The following is a 17,770-nucleotide window of genomic DNA, read 5'->3' as shown; positions in this document are numbered from 1 at the left end:
CGTGGATCTCTCCATTATTATCAGCGCGGTTATCGCACTGGCTGCTGGATTAATCGTCGGCTGGCTGGCGACCAAAGCGCGCGCCGATCAAATTCGGGCCGATCTTATCGAGGAGCGGCGAGAGCTGGATATTGAGCTGAGCGCCGCCCGTCAGCAGCTGGTACAGGAAGCCCACTGGCGTGAAGAGTGCGAGCTGCTGAACAACGAGCTGCGCAGCCTGCGGGATATCAATACCTCGCTGGAGGCCGATCTGCGGGAGGTTACCACCCGGCTCGAATCCACCCAGCTGCATGCGGAAGATAAGATCCGCCAGATGGTGAACAGCGAACAGCGCCTGAGCGAGCAGTTTGAAAACCTCGCCAACCGCATTTTCGAACACAGCAACCGACGCGTCGATGAGCAAAATCGCCAGAGCCTGCATGGCCTGCTGACCCCGCTGCGCGAACAGCTGGACGGGTTCCGCCGCCAGGTGCAGGAGAGCTTCGGCCAGGAGGCGCGGGAAAGGCACACCCTGGCGCATGAGATCCGCAACCTGCAGCAGCTGAACGCGCAGATGGCGCAGGAGGCGCTGAACCTGACCAAAGCGCTGAAGGGCGATAACAAAACTCAGGGCAACTGGGGGGAAGTGGTTCTCACCCGCGTGCTGGAAGCCTCCGGCCTGCGGGAAGGCTATGAGTACCAGACCCAGGTCAGCATCGAGACCGATAACCGCTCGCGGATGCAGCCGGACGTCATCGTGCGCCTGCCGCAGGGTAAAGACGTGGTTATCGACGCCAAAATGACCCTTGTCGCCTATGAGCGCTATTTCAACGCCGAGGACGACTACACCCGCGAAGTCGCGCTGCAGGAGCACCTTGCCTCGGTGCGTAATCATATTCGCCTGCTGGGACGCAAGGATTATCAGCAACTGCCGGGCCTGCGCTCCCTCGACTATGTGCTGATGTTTATTCCCGTCGAGCCGGCATTCCTGCTGGCCATTGATCGTCAACCCGAGCTCATCAGCGAGGCGCTGCAAAATAATATTATGCTGGTCAGCCCGACGACGCTGCTGGTGGCCCTGCGCACCATCGCCAATCTGTGGCGTTATGAGCACCAGAGCCGCAACGCGCAGAAGATCGCCGAGCGGGCGGGGCGCCTTTACGACAAAATGCGCCTGTTTGTGGACGATATGTCCGCTATCGGCCAGAGTCTGGATAAAGCGCAAGAGAACTATCGCCAGGCGATGAAAAAGCTCGCTTCCGGGCGCGGTAATCTGCTGGCTCAGGCGGAGGCTTTTCGCGGGTTGGGCGTGGAGGTCAAGCGCGGGATTAATCCTGATTTAGTCGAACAAGCCACTGCTCAGGACGATCAATATCGTCTCGAAGAGGAGGATAACCTGCCGGAAAATGACGCATTTTCGCCCGACTCTGCCGAGGCGGTGCGCAGCCGGGAGGCGGCTCCGCCACGCTGAAACGTATGGGAAATGCGCTGAGTCTGATACACTCAGTGAACATTTTCTTGAAAAGCAAGCAGGCATAAAGATGGTTGAGGATTCACAAGAAACGACGCACTTTGGCTTTCAGACGGTCGCTAAAGAGCAGAAAGCGGACATGGTGGCGCATGTATTCCATTCTGTCGCCGCAAAGTATGATGTGATGAATGACTTAATGTCGTTTGGTATCCATCGTTTGTGGAAGCGTTTCACCATCGACTGCAGCGGTGTACGTCGCGGGCAGACCGTGCTGGATCTGGCGGGGGGTACCGGTGATTTGACGGCTAAGTTTTCCCGTCTGGTAGGGGAAACCGGCCGCGTTATGCTTGCTGATATCAATGATTCTATGCTCAAAATGGGCCGCGAAAAGCTGCGCAATATCGGCATCGTAGGTAACGTTGAGTATGTTCAGGCCAACGCGGAAGCCCTGCCGTTTGCTGATAATACCTTTGACTGCATCACCATCTCTTTCGGTCTGCGTAATGTGACCGACAAAGAGAAAGCGCTGCGTTCGATGTACCGCGTGCTGAAGCCGGGCGGACGTCTGCTGGTGCTGGAGTTTTCTAAACCCATTATTGAACCGCTGAGCAAAGCCTACGACGCTTACTCCTTCCATATCCTGCCGAAGGTGGGCGAGCTGGTGGCAAAAGACGGCGACAGCTATCGCTACCTGGCGGAGTCGATCCGTATGCATCCGGACCAGGAATCCCTGAAAGGGATGATGCAGGATGCAGGCTTCGAAAGCGTGGACTACTACAACCTGACGGCAGGTATCGTTGCTTTGCATCGCGGTTACAAGTTCTGACAGGAGGGACGCTATGCCTTTCACACCCCTGGTGACCGCTGGCATTGAAACGGCGCTGAATACTTTCCTCTGGCGCGACAAAGCGCTAAAACCCGCCCGCCAGCGCCTGCTGGGCAAGGTATTGCGGGTACAGCTGCAGGACTTCTCCACGCCCGTGGTGCTGGTGTTCAGCGAACGCCAGGTTGATGTCCTGAGCGCCTGGGAGGGAGAGGCCGACTGCACCGTGATTACCCGGCTCAGCGTACTGCCAAAACTGCGCAACCGTCAGCAGCTCACGGCGCTTATCCGCAGCGGCGAGCTGGAAGTGCAGGGCGATCTGCAGGTGGTGCAGAACATGGTCACCCTGTGCGATCTGGCGGAGTTCGATCCCGCTGAACTGCTGGCGCCTTACACCGGCGACATCGTGGCCGAAGGCGTCGGTAAAGTTCTCCGCGGCGGCGCTCAGTTTTTACTGAAAGGGGCGCAGCGCCAGCAGCGCTATGTCGCGGAAGCGATCACTGAAGAGTGGCGCCTGGCGCCGGGGCCGCTGGAGCTGGCCTGGTTTGCTGAAGAGACAACGGCTATTGAACGCGCGCTGGCCGCACTGGAAAAACGGCTGGAAACGCTGGAGGGCAAATGACGCCAGGAGAATTACGGCGCCTGTATTTCATCGTCCACACCTTTTTGAGCTACGGGCTCGATGAGCTCATCCCCAAAATGCGGATCACGCTGCCGCTGCGTATCTGGCGGCGGATGCTGTTCTGGATGCCAAACCGCCATCAGGATCAACCCCTTGGCGCCCGTCTGCGGCTGGCGCTTCAGGAGCTGGGGCCGGTGTGGATTAAATTCGGCCAGATGCTTTCCACGCGGCGGGATCTCTTTCCGCCGCATATTGCCGATCAGCTGGCGCTGTTGCAGGACCGCGTGGCGCCCTTTGACGGGAAGCTCGCGCAGCAGCAGATAGAGAAAGCGATGGGTGGCCTGCCGGTGGAGGCCTGGTTTGATGATTTCTCCGTTGAGCCGTTAGCCTCGGCGTCTATCGCCCAGGTGCATACCGCGCGTCTGAAAGAGAACGGCAAAGAGGTGGTGATCAAGGTTATCCGTCCGGATATTTTGCCGATCATTAAAGCGGACATGAAGCTCATCTACCGCCTGGCGCGCTGGGTGCCGCGTCTGCTGCCTGACGGCCGCCGTCTGCGCCCGCAGGAGGTGGTTCGTGAGTATGAAAAAACGCTGCTGGACGAGCTGAACCTGCTGCGGGAATCCGCTAACGCCATTCAGCTGCGGCGTAATTTCGAAGACAGCCCGATGCTGTATGTGCCGGAAGTGTACCCCGACTACTGCAGCGAAAGCATGATGGTGATGGAGCGCATCTACGGCATTCCGGTGTCCGACGTCGAGGCGCTGGAGGCTCAGGGAACCAACCTGCAGTTGCTGGCGGAGCGGGGCGTGCAGGTCTTCTTCACCCAGGTGTTCCGCGACAGTTTTTTCCATGCTGATATGCACCCTGGCAACATATTCGTCAGCTACGAGCACCCGGAAGATCCGCAGTATATCGGCATCGATTGCGGCATTGTCGGCTCGCTGAACAAAGAAGATAAGCGCTATCTGGCGGAAAACTTTATCGCCTTTTTCAACCGCGATTATCGTAAGGTTGCCGAACTGCACGTCGACTCCGGTTGGGTTCCGCCGGACACCAATGTCGAAGAGTTTGAGTTCGCGATCCGCACGGTCTGCGAGCCCATCTTTGAGAAGCCGCTGGCGGAGATCTCCTTCGGCCACGTGCTGCTTAATCTGTTCAACACCGCGCGGCGCTTCAATATGGAAGTCCAGCCGCAGCTTGTTTTGCTACAGAAGACATTACTTTACGTAGAAGGGGTAGGCCGGCAGCTCTATCCTCAGTTAGACTTGTGGAAAACGGCGAAGCCTTTCCTTGAGTCGTGGATCAAAGATCAGGTCGGTATTCCGGCGCTGGTGCGCGCGTTTAAAGACAAAGCGCCGTTCTGGATCGAAAGAATGCCTGAAATACCTGAGCTGGTGTATCAGAGCCTGCAGCAGAGCAAACAGCTGCAGACCAGCGTCGATACTATCGTGCGGGATATGCATGTGCGTCATGTGCGCCAGGGCCAATCCCGTTATCTGTTTGGTATAGGCGCGGTTTTATTGCTCAGTGGTACGCTGCTCTTTATCCATCGCCCTGAGTGGGGAATGATGCCCGGCTGGCTGATGGCCGGCGGTGTCGTGACCTGGCTGATTGGCTGGCGAAAAACCCGCTGATCGGTTCGCCACTTCATGACGCAGGCTTATTTGCGCAAAATCATGCCGGTGGCCTGACGGCGAGGCGGCTGGCAGGATGGCGTGTATAATGCGTCCACATAATTCATCATCTGTCATAGGGGAACGTGTATGGGTGGTATCAGTATTTGGCAGTTATTAATTGTTGTCGTCATCGTAGTTCTGCTTTTCGGGACGAAGAAGCTGAGCTCACTGGGGTCAGACTTAGGGGCATCCATCAAAGGCTTTAAAAAAGCCATGAGTGATGATGATAAACCCGAAAAGTCGGCGCCAGACGCAGATTTCACGGCGAAAACTATCGCCGACAAACAGGATGATGCAAAAAAAGACGAGACAAAACGCCACGACAAAGAGCAGGTGTAACTCGTGTTCGATATTGGTTTTAGTGAACTACTGCTGGTGTTTGTAATTGGCCTCATTGTTCTGGGGCCACAGCGGCTTCCCGTCGCGGTTAAAACGGTGGTTGGCTGGATCCGTACGCTACGGTCGCTGGCGACCACGGTGCAGAATGAGCTGGCTCAGGAGCTAAAACTGCAGGAGTTCCAGGAGAGCCTCAAGAAGGTGGAAAAGGCCAGCCTGAATAACCTGACGCCGGAGCTGAAAGCCTCCATGGACGAGCTGCGCGAGGCCGCGGAGTCGATGAAGCGCTCCTATAGCGCCCACGATCCGGAAAAGGCCAGCGACGAAGCGAATACCATCCATAATCCGGTGGTGAAAGGCAGCGAAGCGCAGCGGCAGGACGTCACGCCGGCGACGGCCGAACATCAGGCCAGCGCTCCGGTTCATGCGCCGGAGCCCGTGGCCGACGAGCAACCCGCTTCACCGGCAGAGAAAACATCCGCTACGGCGGCTGCCCCCCATTCTTCCCCCGCATCGAGTGATAAACCGTAAACATGGGCGTAGACGATACACAACCGCTAATTTCGCATCTGATTGAGCTGCGCAAGCGTCTGCTCAACAGCATCATTGCTATCCTGGTGATCTTCCTGGCGCTGGTCTATTTCGCCAATGATATCTATCAGCTGGTCTCGGCCCCGCTTATCAGCAAGATGCCGGTAGGCGCGACGATGATCGCCACCGATGTCGCTTCACCTTTCTTTACGCCGATAAAGCTGACCTTTATGGTGTCGGTGATCCTGTCGGTGCCGATTATTCTGTATCAGGTATGGGCCTTCGTCGCGCCGGCGCTGTATAAGCACGAGCGCCGGCTGGTGGTGCCCTTGCTGGTCTCCAGCACGCTGCTGTTCTATATCGGCATGGCTTTCGCGTATTTTGTCGTGTTTCCGCTGGCGTTCGGCTTTCTGACCCATGCTGCCCCGGAGGGGGTGCTGGTCTCGACCGATATCCGCAGCTATCTCGACTTCGTGATGGCGCTGTTTATGGCGTTCGGGGTCTCTTTTGAGGTGCCGGTCGCCATTGTGCTGCTCTGCTGGATGGGCGTCACTACGCCGGAAGAGCTGCGCAAAAAACGGCCGTATGTGCTGGTGGGCGCCTTCGTGGTGGGCATGCTGCTGACGCCGCCGGACGTGTTCTCGCAGACGCTGCTGGCCATTCCGATGTACTGTCTGTTTGAAGTCGGGGTGTTCTTCGCCCGCTTCTACACCGGGAAGCGCCTGACGCGCGATGACGATGCCGCGGCCGAAGCTGAAGCCGCTGAGCACAGAGAAGAGTAATACCGCCAACCGCCCGTCAGGGCGGTTGTCATATGGAGCGATCATGTTTGATATCGGCGTTAATCTAACCAGTCCGCAGTTTGCCCGCGACCATGATGAGGTGGTGGCGCGCGCCCGGTCGGCGGGTGTCCACGGCATGCTGCTGACCGGCACAAATTTGCCGGAGAGCCAGCAGGCGCAGAGAATGGCGAGCCATTACGCCGGCTGCTGGTCCACGGCGGGGGTTCATCCCCATGACGGCAGCAGCTGGACGCCAGCGGTCGCCGAGGCGATTTATGTCCTTGCCCGCGAGCCGCAGGTGGTGGCGATAGGGGAATGTGGTCTGGATTTTAATCGTAATTTCTCCACGCCGCAGGAGCAGGAGGCGGCATTCAGCGCCCAACTGGCGCTGGCCGCCGAGCTGTCGATGCCGGTGTTTTTACACTGCCGCGACGCCCACGACCGGTTTCTGACGCTACTTAAACCCTGGCTTGGGAAGATCCCGGGCGCGGTGCTGCACTGCTTTACCGGCAGCCGCAGCGAGGTGCAGGAATGTCTGGATCTGGGGCTGTTTATCGGCATTACCGGTTGGGTGTGCGATGAGCGGCGCGGGCTCGAGCTGCGAGAGCTACTGCCGGCGATCCCGGCGGAACGTCTGCTGCTGGAGACCGATGCGCCCTATCTGCTGCCGCGCGACCTCAAGCCGAAACCCGCCTCGCGTCGTAACGAGCCCGCGTATTTGCCGCATATCCTGGCCAGCGTCGCGGCCTGGCGCGGCGAGGAGGCGCAGTGGCTTGAGGCGCAAACGGACGCAAACGTCAGAGCGCTGTTTGGCGTCGACGTTATCGGCGCTTAGATTTTCTGGAAATCGGTGTTTTTTACGCTTTGCAGGACTTGCTTATTCAGCAGGTTTAACAGCAACATAGAGCGTGCTTCACCGTCCGGCTCGGTAAAGATAGCCTGTAAGCCTTCGAACGCGCCGTCGGTGATCAGTACGCTATCGCCTTCATGCGGCGTTTCCGGGTCGGTGATGCCTTCCGGTTTATAGATAGAGAGCTGATGGATGACCGCCGAGGGGACGATAGCGGGTAGGGCGCCAAAGCGCACGAAGTTGTTAACCCCGCGTGTGGCGCTGATGGTGGTGGTATGAATCACCTCTGGATCGAACTCAATAAACAGGTAGTTCGGAAACAGCGGTTCGCTGACCATGGTGCGTTTACCGCGAATGATTTTTTCCAGCGCAATCGTCGGCATCAGGCAGTTAACTGACTGACGTTCCAGATGTTCCTGGGCTCGTTGTAGCTGCCCACGTTTGCAATACAGTAAGTACCAGGCTTGCATAATGACTCATTCCACTTCTAATAACGGCAAGCATAACAAATGGCTGGTGTAATCGCGAAAGCCATTATAATTGAAATCCAAATTTCAGCGTTCTTTCACGCTAATTTAACAAAATTACAGCATCTCGCCGTTGAACACCGTATAATTAGCCGCCTGTAGAGAGGTCAATAACACTTTCATGAAATATCACGATCTTCGCGACTTTCTGACACTCCTGGAACAACAGGGCGAACTAAAACGTATCACTCTGCCGGTCGATCCCCACCTGGAAATCACCGAAATTGCCGACCGCACCCTGCGCGCTGGCGGTCCGGCGTTGCTGTTTGAGAATCCGAAAGGCTATACCATGCCGGTGCTGTGCAACCTGTTCGGCACGCCGCGGCGCGTGGCGCTGGGGATGGGTCAGGAGGACGTCAGTTCGCTGCGCGAGGTGGGTAAGCTGTTAGCCTTTCTGAAAGAGCCTGAGCCGCCCAAAGGTTTCCGCGATCTGTTTGATAAGCTGCCGCAGTTTAAGCAAGTGCTGAATATGCCGACCAAACGTCTGCGCGGCGCACCCTGCCAGCAAAAAATCATCCAGGGCGATGACGTCGACCTGAGGAAAATCCCGATTATGACCTGCTGGCCGGACGATGCCGCGCCGCTGATCACCTGGGGGCTGACGGTGACCCGCGGGCCGCACAAAGAGCGGCAGAACCTGGGGATTTATCGCCAGCAGCTGATTGGCAAAAACAAACTGATTATGCGCTGGCTGTCTCATCGCGGCGGCGCACTGGATTTCCAGGAGTGGAGCGCGGCGCGTCCGGGCGAACGCTTCCCGGTTTCTGTGGCGCTCGGCGCCGACCCAGCGACCATTCTTGGCGCGGTGACCCCGGTGCCGGATACTTTGTCGGAATATGCCTTTGCCGGGCTGCTGCGCGGCACCAAAACCGAAGTGGTGAAATGCGTCTCGAACGATCTTGAAGTGCCTGCCAGCGCAGAGATTGTGCTGGAAGGTTATATCGAGGCCGGGGAGATGGCGCCGGAAGGTCCGTATGGCGACCATACCGGCTACTACAATGAAGTAGACCAGTTCCCGGTGTTTACGGTCACCCATATTACCCAACGTGAAGACGCCATTTATCATTCGACCTATACCGGCCGTCCGCCGGATGAGCCTGCGGTGCTGGGCGTGGCGCTGAATGAAGTCTTCGTCCCGATCCTGCAAAAACAGTTTCCGGAAATCGTCGATTTCTATCTGCCGCCGGAAGGGTGCTCCTACCGCCTGGCGGTGGTGACGATGAAAAAACAGTATGCAGGCCATGCCAAGCGCGTGATGATGGGCGTCTGGTCGTTCCTGCGCCAGTTTATGTACACCAAATTCGTGATTGTCTGCGATGACGATGTCAACGCTCGCGACTGGAACGATGTGATTTGGGCGATCACTACCCGTATGGACCCAGCTCGTGATACGGTACTGGTAGAGAATACGCCAATTGATTATCTGGATTTTGCCTCGCCGGTTTCCGGCCTGGGTTCAAAAATGGGGCTGGATGCCACCAATAAATGGCCTGGCGAAACCCAGCGTGAATGGGGTCGCCCAATCAAAAAAGATCCTGCCGTCACGGCGCGCATTGACGCCATCTGGGATGATCTGGCCATCTTTAAACAACAGTAAGCGGGGCTAACGCCGCTGTTTTGCTCTATAGACCCGACAGAGGGGACGCATGACAACCTTAAGCTGTAAAGTGACCTCGGTGGAGGCGATTACCGATACCGTGTATCGTGTTCGATTAGTACCGGAAGCGGCATTCTCTTTCCGCGCTGGCCAGTATCTGATGGTGGTAATGGATGAGCGCGACAAACGCCCATTCTCCATGGCCTCCACGCCGGCGGAACAGGAATTTATCGAACTGCATATCGGCGCCTCGGAGCTCAATCTGTACGCGATGGCGGTCATGGATCGCATCCTGAAAGAGCGCGAAATTGAGGTTGATATCCCGCATGGCGAAGCCTGGCTGCGTGAAGATGAAGACCGCCCGCTGATTTTGATTGCCGGCGGCACCGGCTTCTCTTATGTGCGTTCTATTCTGCTGACCGCGCTGTCACGCAATCCTCAGCGCGATATCGCGATTTACTGGGGCGGCCGCGAGACCAAACATCTGTACGATCTGGCTGAGCTGGAAGCCTTGAGCGTCAAACATCCGAATCTGCGCATTGAGCCGGTGGTTGAGCAGCCGGAAGAGGGCTGGCGTGGGCGTTCCGGCACCGTGCTGACCGCGGTGCTGCAGGATTACGGTACCCTGGCCGATCACGATATCTATATTGCCGGGCGTTTTGAGATGGCCAAGATTGCTCGCGACCTGTTCTGCAACGAACGCGGCGCGCGCGAAGATCGCCTGTTTGGCGACGCGTTTGCCTTTATCTGATATCTGCAAATAAAAAACCCGCCCCTGACAGGCGGGAAGAACGGCAACTAAACTGTCTCTCTTCGCCAATGACGTCATAACTGCGTCGGCTGCGCTCGCTCACCCGAATCACTTACTTCAGTAAGCTCATCGGGATTCGCTCGCTTGCCGCCTTGTTCTGACGCCATTGGCTGTGAGATACCCTTTTGTAAATTTACACCCGCTCAAACACGGTGGCGATCCCTTGTCCCAGGCCAATGCACATGGTGGCGAGGCCGAACTGGGCATCTTTACGCTCCATCTGATTGATCAACGTGGTGCTAATACGCGCCCCGGAACAACCCAGCGGATGACCGAGCGCGATCGCCCCGCCGTTAAGGTTGATCTTCTCATCGATCTGCTCCATCAGGCCCAGATCTTTAATGCACGGCAGGATCTGCGCGGCAAAGGCCTCATTCATTTCAAAGACGTCGATATCGCTGGTGGATAAGCCCGCTTTTTTCAGCGCCAGCTTCGAGGCGGGAACCGGGCCATAGCCCATAATGGACGGGTCGCAGCCGACCACCGCCATCGAACGGACGCGGGCGCGTGGCTTCAGCCCCAGTTCGCGGGCGCGACTTTCGCTCATCAGCAGCATCGCCGCCGCGCCATCGGAAAGGGCGGAAGAGGTACCCGCCGTTACCGTACCGGTCACCGGGTCAAACGCCGGCCTCAGGGTAGACAGCGTCTCGACGGTGGTTTCCGGGCGGATCACTTCGTCATAGTTAAAGGACTTCAGTACGCCATCGGCATCGTGGCCGCCGGTGGGGATAATCTCGGCTTTGAATGCGCCGGACTGGGTCGCAGCCCAGGCGCGGGCGTGGGAGCGCGCGGCGAACTGATCCTGCATTTCCCGGCTAATGCCGTGCAGACGCGCCAGCATTTCAGCGGTCAGCCCCATCATCCCTGCCGCCTTCGCCACGTTGCGACTCAGGCCCGGGTGGAAATCGACGCCGTGGCTCATCGGCACATGGCCCATGTGCTCCACGCCGCCAATCAGGCAAACGCTGGCATCGCCGGTCATGATCATGCGTGCGGCATCGTGCAGCGCCTGCATGGAAGAACCGCACAGACGGTTAACCGTGTTTGCCGGTACCGAATGCGGGATCTCCGCCAGCAGCGCCGCGTTACGGGCAATGTTAAAACCCTGCTCGAGGGTTTGCTGCACGCAGCCCCAGTAGATATCGTCTATCGCGCTTGCCTCAAGCGACGGGTTGCGCGACAGCAGGCTACGCATCAGGTGCGCGGAGAGGTCTTCCGCGCGCACGTGGCGAAATGCGCCGCCCTTTGAACGGCCCATCGGGGTGCGAATAGCATCGACAATGACAACCTGTTCCATTGTGACTCCTTAAGCCGTTTTCAGAGCGCCAACCGGACGGGCTGGCTCTACCTTGGGATAATACGCTTCGTTATGGCGCGCTTTGTCACGCAGACCGGCAGGGACTTCATACAGCGGCCCAAGGTGCTGGTACTGCTGCGCCATATCGAGATACTTCGCGCTGCCGATGGTATCCAGCCAGCGGAAGGCGCCGCCGTGGAACGGAGGGAAGCCGAGGCCGTATACCAGCGCCATATCCGCTTCCGCCGGGCTGGCGATAATGCCTTCTTCCAGGCAGCGGACGACTTCGTTAACCATCGGGATCATCATGCGGGCGATAATCTCTTCATCGCTGAAATCGCGCTTCGGCTGGCTGACGTCGGCCAGCAGGCTGTCGACGGCAGCATCTTCTTCTTTCTTCGGCTTACCTTTGCTGTCGTCTTTATAGCGCCAGAAGCCGAGGCCGTTCTTCTGGCCGAAACGGTTGGCGTCAAACAGGGCGTCGATGGCGTCGCGATAATCTTTCTGCATCCGCTGCGGGAATCCCGCCGCCATGACCGCCTGAGCATGGTGCGCGGTGTCGATGCCGACCACGTCCAGCAGATAGGCCGGGCCCATCGGCCAGCCAAACTGTTTCTCCATCACTTTGTCGACTTTGCGGAAATCCGCCCCGTCGCGCAGCAGCTGGCTGAAGCCGGCGAAGTAGGGGAACAGCACGCGGTTGACGAAGAAACCGGGACAATCATTGACCACGATTGGCGTCTTGCCCATTTTGCTGGCCCAGGCGACGACTTTGGCAATGGTCTTATCCGAGGTTTTTTCGCCGCGGATCACTTCTACCAGCGGCATGCGATGCACCGGGTTAAAGAAGTGCATGCCGCAGAAGTTTTCCGGGCGCTGCAGAACGCTGGCCAGCTCGCTGATGGGGATCGTTGAGGTGTTGGACGCCAGCACGGTATCCGGGCGGATTTTATCTTCCGTTTCCGCCAGCACCGCTTTCTTCACTTTCGGGTTTTCCACCACCGCTTCAACGACCACGTCCACACGATCAAAACCGCTATACTCCAGCGTCGGCTGAATGGTGCTTATTACTCCGGCCAGCTTCAGACCGTCGATTTTGCCGCGTTCCAGCTGTTTATTCAGTAGCTTCGCCGCTTCGGTCATGCCGAGCGTCAGCGATTTATCGTTGATGTCCTTCATGATGACCGGCACGCCTTTCCACGCCGACTGATAAGCGATGCCGCCGCCCATAATGCCCGCGCCCAGGACGGCGGCCTGCTTCGGCGTTTCGACATCTTTGGTCAGTTTTTTCGCTTTCGCTTTGACGTACTGGTCGTTGAGGAAGATACCGACCAGCGCGCGGGCCTCATTGGTATGAGCCAGCGGGACAAAGCTTTTATTTTCCAGCACCAGGGCCTCTTCACGACCAAGACGCGCGGCGGCTTCAATGGTTTTCACCGCGGTGATCGGCGCCGGATAATGCTTCCCGGCGGTTTGCGCGACCATGCCTTTGGCGATGGTGAAACTCATCGTCGCTTCAATTTTGCTGAGCTTCAGCGGCTCCAGCTTCGGTTGCCGTTTCGCTTTCCAGTCCAGGTCGCCCTGAATCGCCTGGCGCAGGATCGCCAGCGCGCCGTCGCGCAGTTTGTCGGCAGCAACTACGCCATCCACCAGGCCGATTTTCAGCGCTTGATCGGCACCGACATCTTTCCCGGCAGCAATGATCTCCAGCGCGCTGTCGGCGCCGAGCAGGCGCGGCAAACGGACTGAGCCGCCGAAGCCTGGCATAATGCCGAGTTTGGTTTCCGGCAGACCAATGCGCAGATCCGGCGTCGCCAGGCGATAATCGGTCGCCAGGACGCATTCACAACCGCCGCCCAGCGCGTAACCGTTGACGGCGGAGACAGTGGGGATCGGAAGATCTTCCAGACGGTTGAAGACGCTGTTAGCAAAATGCAGCCATTGGCTTAACTGCTCCTCAGGGACCAGGAACAGTGAGAGGAATTCCGTAATATCCGCGCCGACGATAAACGCCGCTTTTTCAGAGCGCAGCATCAGGCCTTTGAGATCGTTTTGTTTTTCCAGTACGTCCAGCGCATGACCGAGGCTGGCTACGGTTGCGGTATCAAGCTTGTTGACCGAACCTGGGGCATCGAACACCAGTTCGGCGATGCCATCTTCCAGCCAGTCGAGGTACAGGGTGTCGCCTTTGTAGAGCATGTCAGTCTCCTGAATCCAGCAATATGATCTGGTCATACCAGATGAAACGGAGTGTGGAATTTATGTTAAAGAATTGCAAATTACTCTTTAAATAATTGCTGGTCGGATCACATCCGGCGGAAATCACCCGCACGCAGGTCGATGTGCTAAGATGCGGAGTATCACGATCCCATAAAAGCAAAGGACAAAAGATGGAATCCCTGGCCGCGCTCTATAAAAATCATATTGTTACCCTACAAGAACGTACCCGCGACGTCCTGTCCCGTTTTCAGATGGATGCTCTGCTGATTCACTCCGGCGAGCTGGTTAACGTCTTCCTTGATGACCATCCGTACCCGTTCAAGGTCAATCCGCAGTTCAAAGCCTGGGTGCCGGTGACTCAGGTGCCTAACTGCTGGTTGCTGGTGGACGGTGTGAATAAACCGAAGCTGTGGTTCTATCTGCCGGTTGATTACTGGCATAACGTTGAGCCGCTGCCGACCTCGTTCTGGACCGAAGAGGTCGATGTAGTCGCGCTGCCGAAGGCCGATGGCATCGGCAGCCAACTGCCTGCCGCTCGCGGAAATATTGGTTATATCGGGCCGGTGCCGGAGCGCGCGCTGGGTCTGGGAATCGCCGCGGATAAGATCAACCCGAAAGGGGTTATCGATTATCTGCATTACTACCGGGCTTACAAAACCGATTACGAGCTGGCCTGTATGCGTGAAGCGCAGAAGTCGGCGGTGAATGGTCATCGTGCGGCCTATGAAGCTTTTCAGTCCGGGATGAGCGAATTCGATATCAATCAGGCCTATCTTACCGCAACCGGTCACCGCGATACCGACGTGCCTTACAGCAACATCGTGGCGCTGAACGAGCATGCTTCTGTCCTGCACTACACCAAACTGGACCACCGCGCTCCGGCGGAAATGCGCAGCTTCCTGCTCGACGCCGGTGCGGAATATAACGGCTATGCTGCGGATCTGACGCGCACCTGGGCGGCACACGGCGATAACGATTTCGCCCATCTGATTAAAGACGTTAACGACGAGCAGCTGGCGCTGATTAGCACCATGAAAGCCGGGACTCGCTACGTCGATTACCATATCCAGTTCCACCAGCGTATTGCGAAACTGCTGCGTAAACACCAGTTAGTCACTGACATGAGCGAAGAGGCGATGGTGGAAAACGATCTGACCGGGCCATTTATGCCGCACGGGATTGGTCATCCGCTGGGTCTGCAGGTGCATGATGTTGCTGGCTTTATGCAAGACGACTCCGGTACGCATCTGGCGGCGCCAGCGAAATACCCGTATCTGCGCTGCACCCGTATTATCGAGCCGCGTATGGTGTTGACCATTGAACCCGGCATCTACTTTATCGAGTCGTTACTGGCGCCGTGGCGTGAAGGCCCGTTCAGCAAACACTTCAACTGGCAAAAAATTGACGCCATGAAGCCATTCGGCGGGATCCGTATCGAAGATAACGTGGTGGTTCACGAAAACAGTATCGAAAATATGACGCGCGATCTGAAGCTGGCCTAATGGAGAGCTGGTTAATCCCGGCGGCGCCCGTTTCCGTCGTTGAGGAGATCAAAAAGAGCCGTTTTATCACGTTGTTGGCGCATACCGAAGGCGTGGCGGCGGCGAAAGCCTTTGTCGAGTCCGTCAGAGCGGATCACCCCGATGCCCGTCACCACTGCGTGGCGTGGGTCGCCGGGCCGCCTGATGATTCGCAACAGCTTGGGTTTTCTGATGATGGCGAACCGGCGGGAACGGCGGGTAAACCGATGCTGGCGCAGCTGATGGGAAGCGGCGTCGGCGAGATAACCGCTGTCGTCGTGCGTTACTACGGTGGTATCCTGCTGGGCACCGGCGGCCTGGTGAAAGCCTATGGCGGCGGTGTTCATCAGGCGCTGGCGCAGTTGACGACACTGCGCAAGACGCCGTTAACGGCATATACTTTGCAATGTGAATATGGGCAACTGGCCGGCGTCGAAGCGCTGCTCGCCCAATTTTCCGGCAACGTCGTTGAAAGCGAATATCTGGCGTCGGTTCGGCTGCGCGTGGCGCTTCCCCAGGCTGAAGTGGCGGCTTTTTCAGCAAAACTGGCTGATTTTAGTCGCGGTTCATTGCAATTGCTGAAGATTAACGAATAATCCCCTCTGTTTTTTTGCCTATCAAAGGAAGCGCCAGAGATGCATTTTCGCGCCATAACCCGAATCGTTGGACTGCTGGTCATCTTGTTTTCGGGGACGATGATCGTCCCGGGATTAGTGGCCCTGATATATCGCGATGGCGCGGGACGGGCCTTCACTCAAACTTTTTTTGTCGCTCTGGCGATCGGCTCCATGCTGTGGTGGCCGAACCGTAAGCAAAAGGGCGAACTGAAATCCCGTGAAGGATTTCTGATCGTGGTGCTGTTCTGGACCGTGCTGGGTAGCGTAGGGGCCTTGCCCTTCATTTTCGCCGAACAGCCGAACCTGACGGTGACGGATGCCTTCTTCGAGTCATTTTCCGGCCTGACGACGACCGGGGCGACCACCCTGGTGGGGCTGGACTCGCTCCCGCACGCTATCCTCTTTTACCGGCAGATGCTGCAGTGGTTCGGCGGTATGGGGATCATTGTGCTGGCGGTGGCGATTCTGCCTATCCTCGGCGTCGGGGGGATGCAGCTCTACCGTGCGGAAATGCCCGGCCCGCTGAAAGATAACAAGATGCGCCCGCGCATCGCCGAGACGGCAAAGACATTGTGGCTCATCTATGTGTTACTGACGGTCGCCTGCGCATTGGCGCTCTGGTTTGCCGGTATGCCGGCCTTCGATGCGATAGGGCACAGCTTCGCCACCATCGCCATCGGCGGTTTCTCGACTCACGATGCCAGCGTCGGCTATTTCAACAGCCCGATGATCAACTCCATCATTGCCATCTTCCTGCTGATCTCCGGCTGTAACTACGGTCTGCATTTTTCGTTGTTGAGCGGACGCAGCCTGAAGGTGTACTGGCGCGACCCTGAGTTTCGAATGTTCATTGGCGTCCAGTTGACGCTGGTCATCGTCTGTACGCTGGTGCTATGGCTTCATAACGTGTACGGCTCGGTGCTGACGACGCTGAATCAGGCGTTTTTCCAGGTGGTGTCGATGGCGACCACCGCGGGATTCACCACCGATAGCATTGCGCGCTGGCCGCTGTTCCTGCCGGTGCTTCTGCTGTGCTCTGCATTTATCGGCGGCTGCGCAGGCTCCACGGGCGGTGGCTTAAAGGTTATCCGTATCCTGTTGCTGTTCAAGCAGGGCAACCGGGAGCTTAAGCGTCTGGTTCACCCGAATGCGGTGTATAGCATTAAATTAGGTAACCGCGCGCTGCCGGAACGTATTCTGGAAGCGGTATGGGGATTCTTCTCCGCCTATGCGCTGGTCTTTATCATTAGTATGCTGGCTATTATCGCCACCGGGGTGGATGATTTCTCCGCTTTCGCCTCCGTGGTGGCGACATTGAACAACCTCGGGCCTGGGCTCGGCGTCGTCGCGGACAACTTTGCCACCATGAACCCGGTCGCGAAATGGATCCTGATTGCTAATATGCTGTTTGGTCGTCTGGAAGTGTTCACCTTACTGGTGCTCTTTACTCCCACTTTCTGGCGCGAATAACAGGAGTGCTCGTGAAAACTTTAATTCTCTTTTCCACCCGCGACGGGCAGACACGTGAAATCGCTTCGTTTCTCGCCTCTGAGCTTAAAGAGCTGGGTATCGATGCGGACACCCTGAATCTGAACCGTACCGATGACGTGGAATGGCATCATTATGATCGCGTGGTGATTGGCGCGTCGATTCGCTACGGACACTTTCATCCGGCGGTGGACCGCTTTGTGAAAAAGCACCTTGCAGCATTGCAGGCGCTGCCGGGGGCATTCTTTTCGGTGAACCTGGTTGCGCGCAAACCCGAGAAGCGCACGCCGCAGACCAACAGCTATACGCGCAAGTTTCTGCTCAACTCGCCGTGGCAGCCGCAGAGCTGCGCGGTGTTTGCCGGGGCGCTACGTTACCCGCGTTACCGCTGGTACGATCGGTTTATGATCCGCCTGATTATGAAAATGACCGGGGGCGAAACGGATACCCGTAAAGAAGTGGTCTATACCGACTGGCAACAGGTCTCCCGATTTGCCCGAGAAATCGCGCAAATGATCCGCAAACAGGGCGTTTAAACAGCGTCTTGATGGAAAAGCGAGCGAACGAAAAGTTTTTTTGCATTTCCCCTTGTCACCTCAGAATTACTCCCTATAATGCGC

General features: G+C 57.4%; 17 protein-coding genes. 14 read left to right on the top strand and 3 right to left on the bottom strand.

Features of this window, described 5'->3' with window-relative positions:
- Nucleotide 1 precedes the first annotated feature (1 nt).
- The 8 genes from rmuC to tatD all read left to right on the top strand — a co-directional run bounded on the left by rmuC (nucleotide 2) and on the right by tatD (nucleotide 7,058).
- Nucleotides 2–1,450 carry a DNA recombination protein RmuC gene (gene rmuC / locus ABLV04_RS16450; protein WP_023291578.1) on the top strand — a complete coding sequence of 483 codons (1,449 nt, stop codon included), beginning with the start codon at nucleotides 2–4 and terminating at the stop codon, nucleotides 1,448–1,450.
- 70 nt (nucleotides 1,451–1,520) lie between these two features.
- Nucleotides 1,521–2,276, top strand: a complete 756-nt coding sequence (gene ubiE / locus ABLV04_RS16445) for a bifunctional demethylmenaquinone methyltransferase/2-methoxy-6-polyprenyl-1,4-benzoquinol methylase UbiE (protein ID WP_023291579.1) — start codon at nucleotides 1,521–1,523, stop codon at nucleotides 2,274–2,276.
- A gap of 13 nt (nucleotides 2,277–2,289) precedes the next feature.
- Entirely contained in the window at nucleotides 2,290–2,895 is a 606-nt protein-coding gene (locus ABLV04_RS16440; RefSeq protein ID WP_032454522.1) for an SCP2 domain-containing protein, read from the top strand.
- Nucleotides 2,892–4,532: a ubiquinone biosynthesis regulatory protein kinase UbiB gene (ubiB, locus tag ABLV04_RS16435; protein ID WP_032454523.1), complete on the top strand. Its 1,641-nt coding sequence runs from the start codon at nucleotides 2,892–2,894 to the stop codon at nucleotides 4,530–4,532. The genes ABLV04_RS16440 and ubiB overlap by 4 nt, the downstream gene beginning before the upstream one ends.
- A 129-nt stretch (nucleotides 4,533–4,661) precedes the next feature.
- Complete coding sequence (tatA, locus tag ABLV04_RS16430) at nucleotides 4,662–4,913, top strand: Sec-independent protein translocase subunit TatA (RefSeq protein WP_002883425.1); 252 nt, start codon at nucleotides 4,662–4,664, stop codon at nucleotides 4,911–4,913.
- A gap of 3 nt (nucleotides 4,914–4,916) precedes the next feature.
- Entirely contained in the window at nucleotides 4,917–5,441 is a 525-nt protein-coding gene (gene tatB, locus ABLV04_RS16425) for a Sec-independent protein translocase protein TatB (protein ID WP_023291582.1), read from the top strand.
- A 2-nt stretch (nucleotides 5,442–5,443) separates the two neighbouring features.
- The gene (gene tatC, locus ABLV04_RS16420; RefSeq protein ID WP_004886745.1) at nucleotides 5,444–6,223 is read left to right on the top strand and encodes a Sec-independent protein translocase subunit TatC; all 780 of its coding nucleotides are present in this window, start codon (nucleotides 5,444–5,446) and stop codon (nucleotides 6,221–6,223) included.
- A 43-nt stretch (nucleotides 6,224–6,266) separates the two neighbouring features.
- A complete protein-coding gene (tatD, locus tag ABLV04_RS16415; protein ID WP_023291583.1) occupies nucleotides 6,267–7,058 on the top strand; it encodes a 3'-5' ssDNA/RNA exonuclease TatD in 792 nt (263 codons plus the stop codon).
- On the opposite strand, the gene rfaH is transcribed toward tatD, so the two are convergent.
- Nucleotides 7,055–7,543, bottom strand: a complete 489-nt coding sequence (rfaH, locus tag ABLV04_RS16410) for a transcription/translation regulatory transformer protein RfaH (protein ID WP_004886742.1) — start codon at nucleotides 7,541–7,543, stop codon at nucleotides 7,055–7,057. The genes tatD and rfaH overlap by 4 nt on opposite strands.
- Nucleotides 7,544–7,721: 178 nt before the next feature.
- Between rfaH and ubiD the strand changes: the two genes are divergently transcribed.
- Together ubiD and fre are read left to right on the top strand one after the other, a co-directional pair.
- Nucleotides 7,722–9,197 carry a 4-hydroxy-3-polyprenylbenzoate decarboxylase gene (gene ubiD, locus ABLV04_RS16405; RefSeq protein WP_023291584.1) on the top strand — a complete coding sequence of 492 codons (1,476 nt, stop codon included), beginning with the start codon at nucleotides 7,722–7,724 and terminating at the stop codon, nucleotides 9,195–9,197.
- 49 nt (nucleotides 9,198–9,246) lie between these two features.
- Complete coding sequence (gene fre, locus ABLV04_RS16400; RefSeq protein ID WP_004886735.1) at nucleotides 9,247–9,948, top strand: NAD(P)H-flavin reductase; 702 nt, start codon at nucleotides 9,247–9,249, stop codon at nucleotides 9,946–9,948.
- A 193-nt stretch (nucleotides 9,949–10,141) separates the two neighbouring features.
- Here the strand turns inward: fre and fadA are convergent, their stop codons facing one another.
- Nucleotides 10,142–11,305, bottom strand: coding sequence for an acetyl-CoA C-acyltransferase FadA (gene fadA / locus ABLV04_RS16395; RefSeq protein WP_004886733.1), 1,164 nt, complete (start codon nucleotides 11,303–11,305; stop codon nucleotides 10,142–10,144).
- Between the two features lie 9 nt (nucleotides 11,306–11,314).
- Nucleotides 11,315–13,504 carry a fatty acid oxidation complex subunit alpha FadB gene (fadB, locus tag ABLV04_RS16390; RefSeq protein ID WP_180266332.1) on the bottom strand — a complete coding sequence of 730 codons (2,190 nt, stop codon included), beginning with the start codon at nucleotides 13,502–13,504 and terminating at the stop codon, nucleotides 11,315–11,317.
- Between the two features lie 191 nt (nucleotides 13,505–13,695).
- Between fadB and pepQ the strand changes: the two genes are divergently transcribed.
- Genes pepQ through hemG form a run of 4 tightly spaced genes read left to right on the top strand, consistent with a single transcriptional unit; the run spans nucleotide 13,696 to nucleotide 17,686 of the window.
- On the top strand, nucleotides 13,696–15,027 hold the full coding sequence (gene pepQ, locus ABLV04_RS16385) for a Xaa-Pro dipeptidase (protein ID WP_032454527.1): 1,332 nt from the start codon (nucleotides 13,696–13,698) through the stop codon (nucleotides 15,025–15,027).
- On the top strand, nucleotides 15,027–15,641 hold the full coding sequence (locus ABLV04_RS16380) for an IMPACT family protein (RefSeq protein ID WP_109546759.1): 615 nt from the start codon (nucleotides 15,027–15,029) through the stop codon (nucleotides 15,639–15,641). The genes pepQ and ABLV04_RS16380 overlap by 1 nt, the downstream gene beginning before the upstream one ends.
- 39 nt (nucleotides 15,642–15,680) lie before the next feature.
- Nucleotides 15,681–17,132 carry a Trk system potassium transporter TrkH gene (gene trkH / locus ABLV04_RS16375; protein WP_004886724.1) on the top strand — a complete coding sequence of 484 codons (1,452 nt, stop codon included), beginning with the start codon at nucleotides 15,681–15,683 and terminating at the stop codon, nucleotides 17,130–17,132.
- An 11-nt stretch (nucleotides 17,133–17,143) separates the two neighbouring features.
- Nucleotides 17,144–17,686 (top strand): menaquinone-dependent protoporphyrinogen IX dehydrogenase, encoded by a 543-nt coding sequence (gene hemG / locus ABLV04_RS16370; protein WP_023291587.1) that lies wholly within the window; start codon nucleotides 17,144–17,146, stop codon nucleotides 17,684–17,686.
- Nucleotides 17,687–17,770 lie beyond the last annotated feature (84 nt).

Source organism: Klebsiella sp. JN_Kp127 (assembly GCF_040062505.1).
In the GTDB taxonomy this organism is placed as follows: Bacteria; Pseudomonadota; Gammaproteobacteria; order Enterobacterales; family Enterobacteriaceae; genus Klebsiella; species Klebsiella quasipneumoniae.
This window is presented reverse-complemented; position numbering and strand designations above follow the sequence as displayed.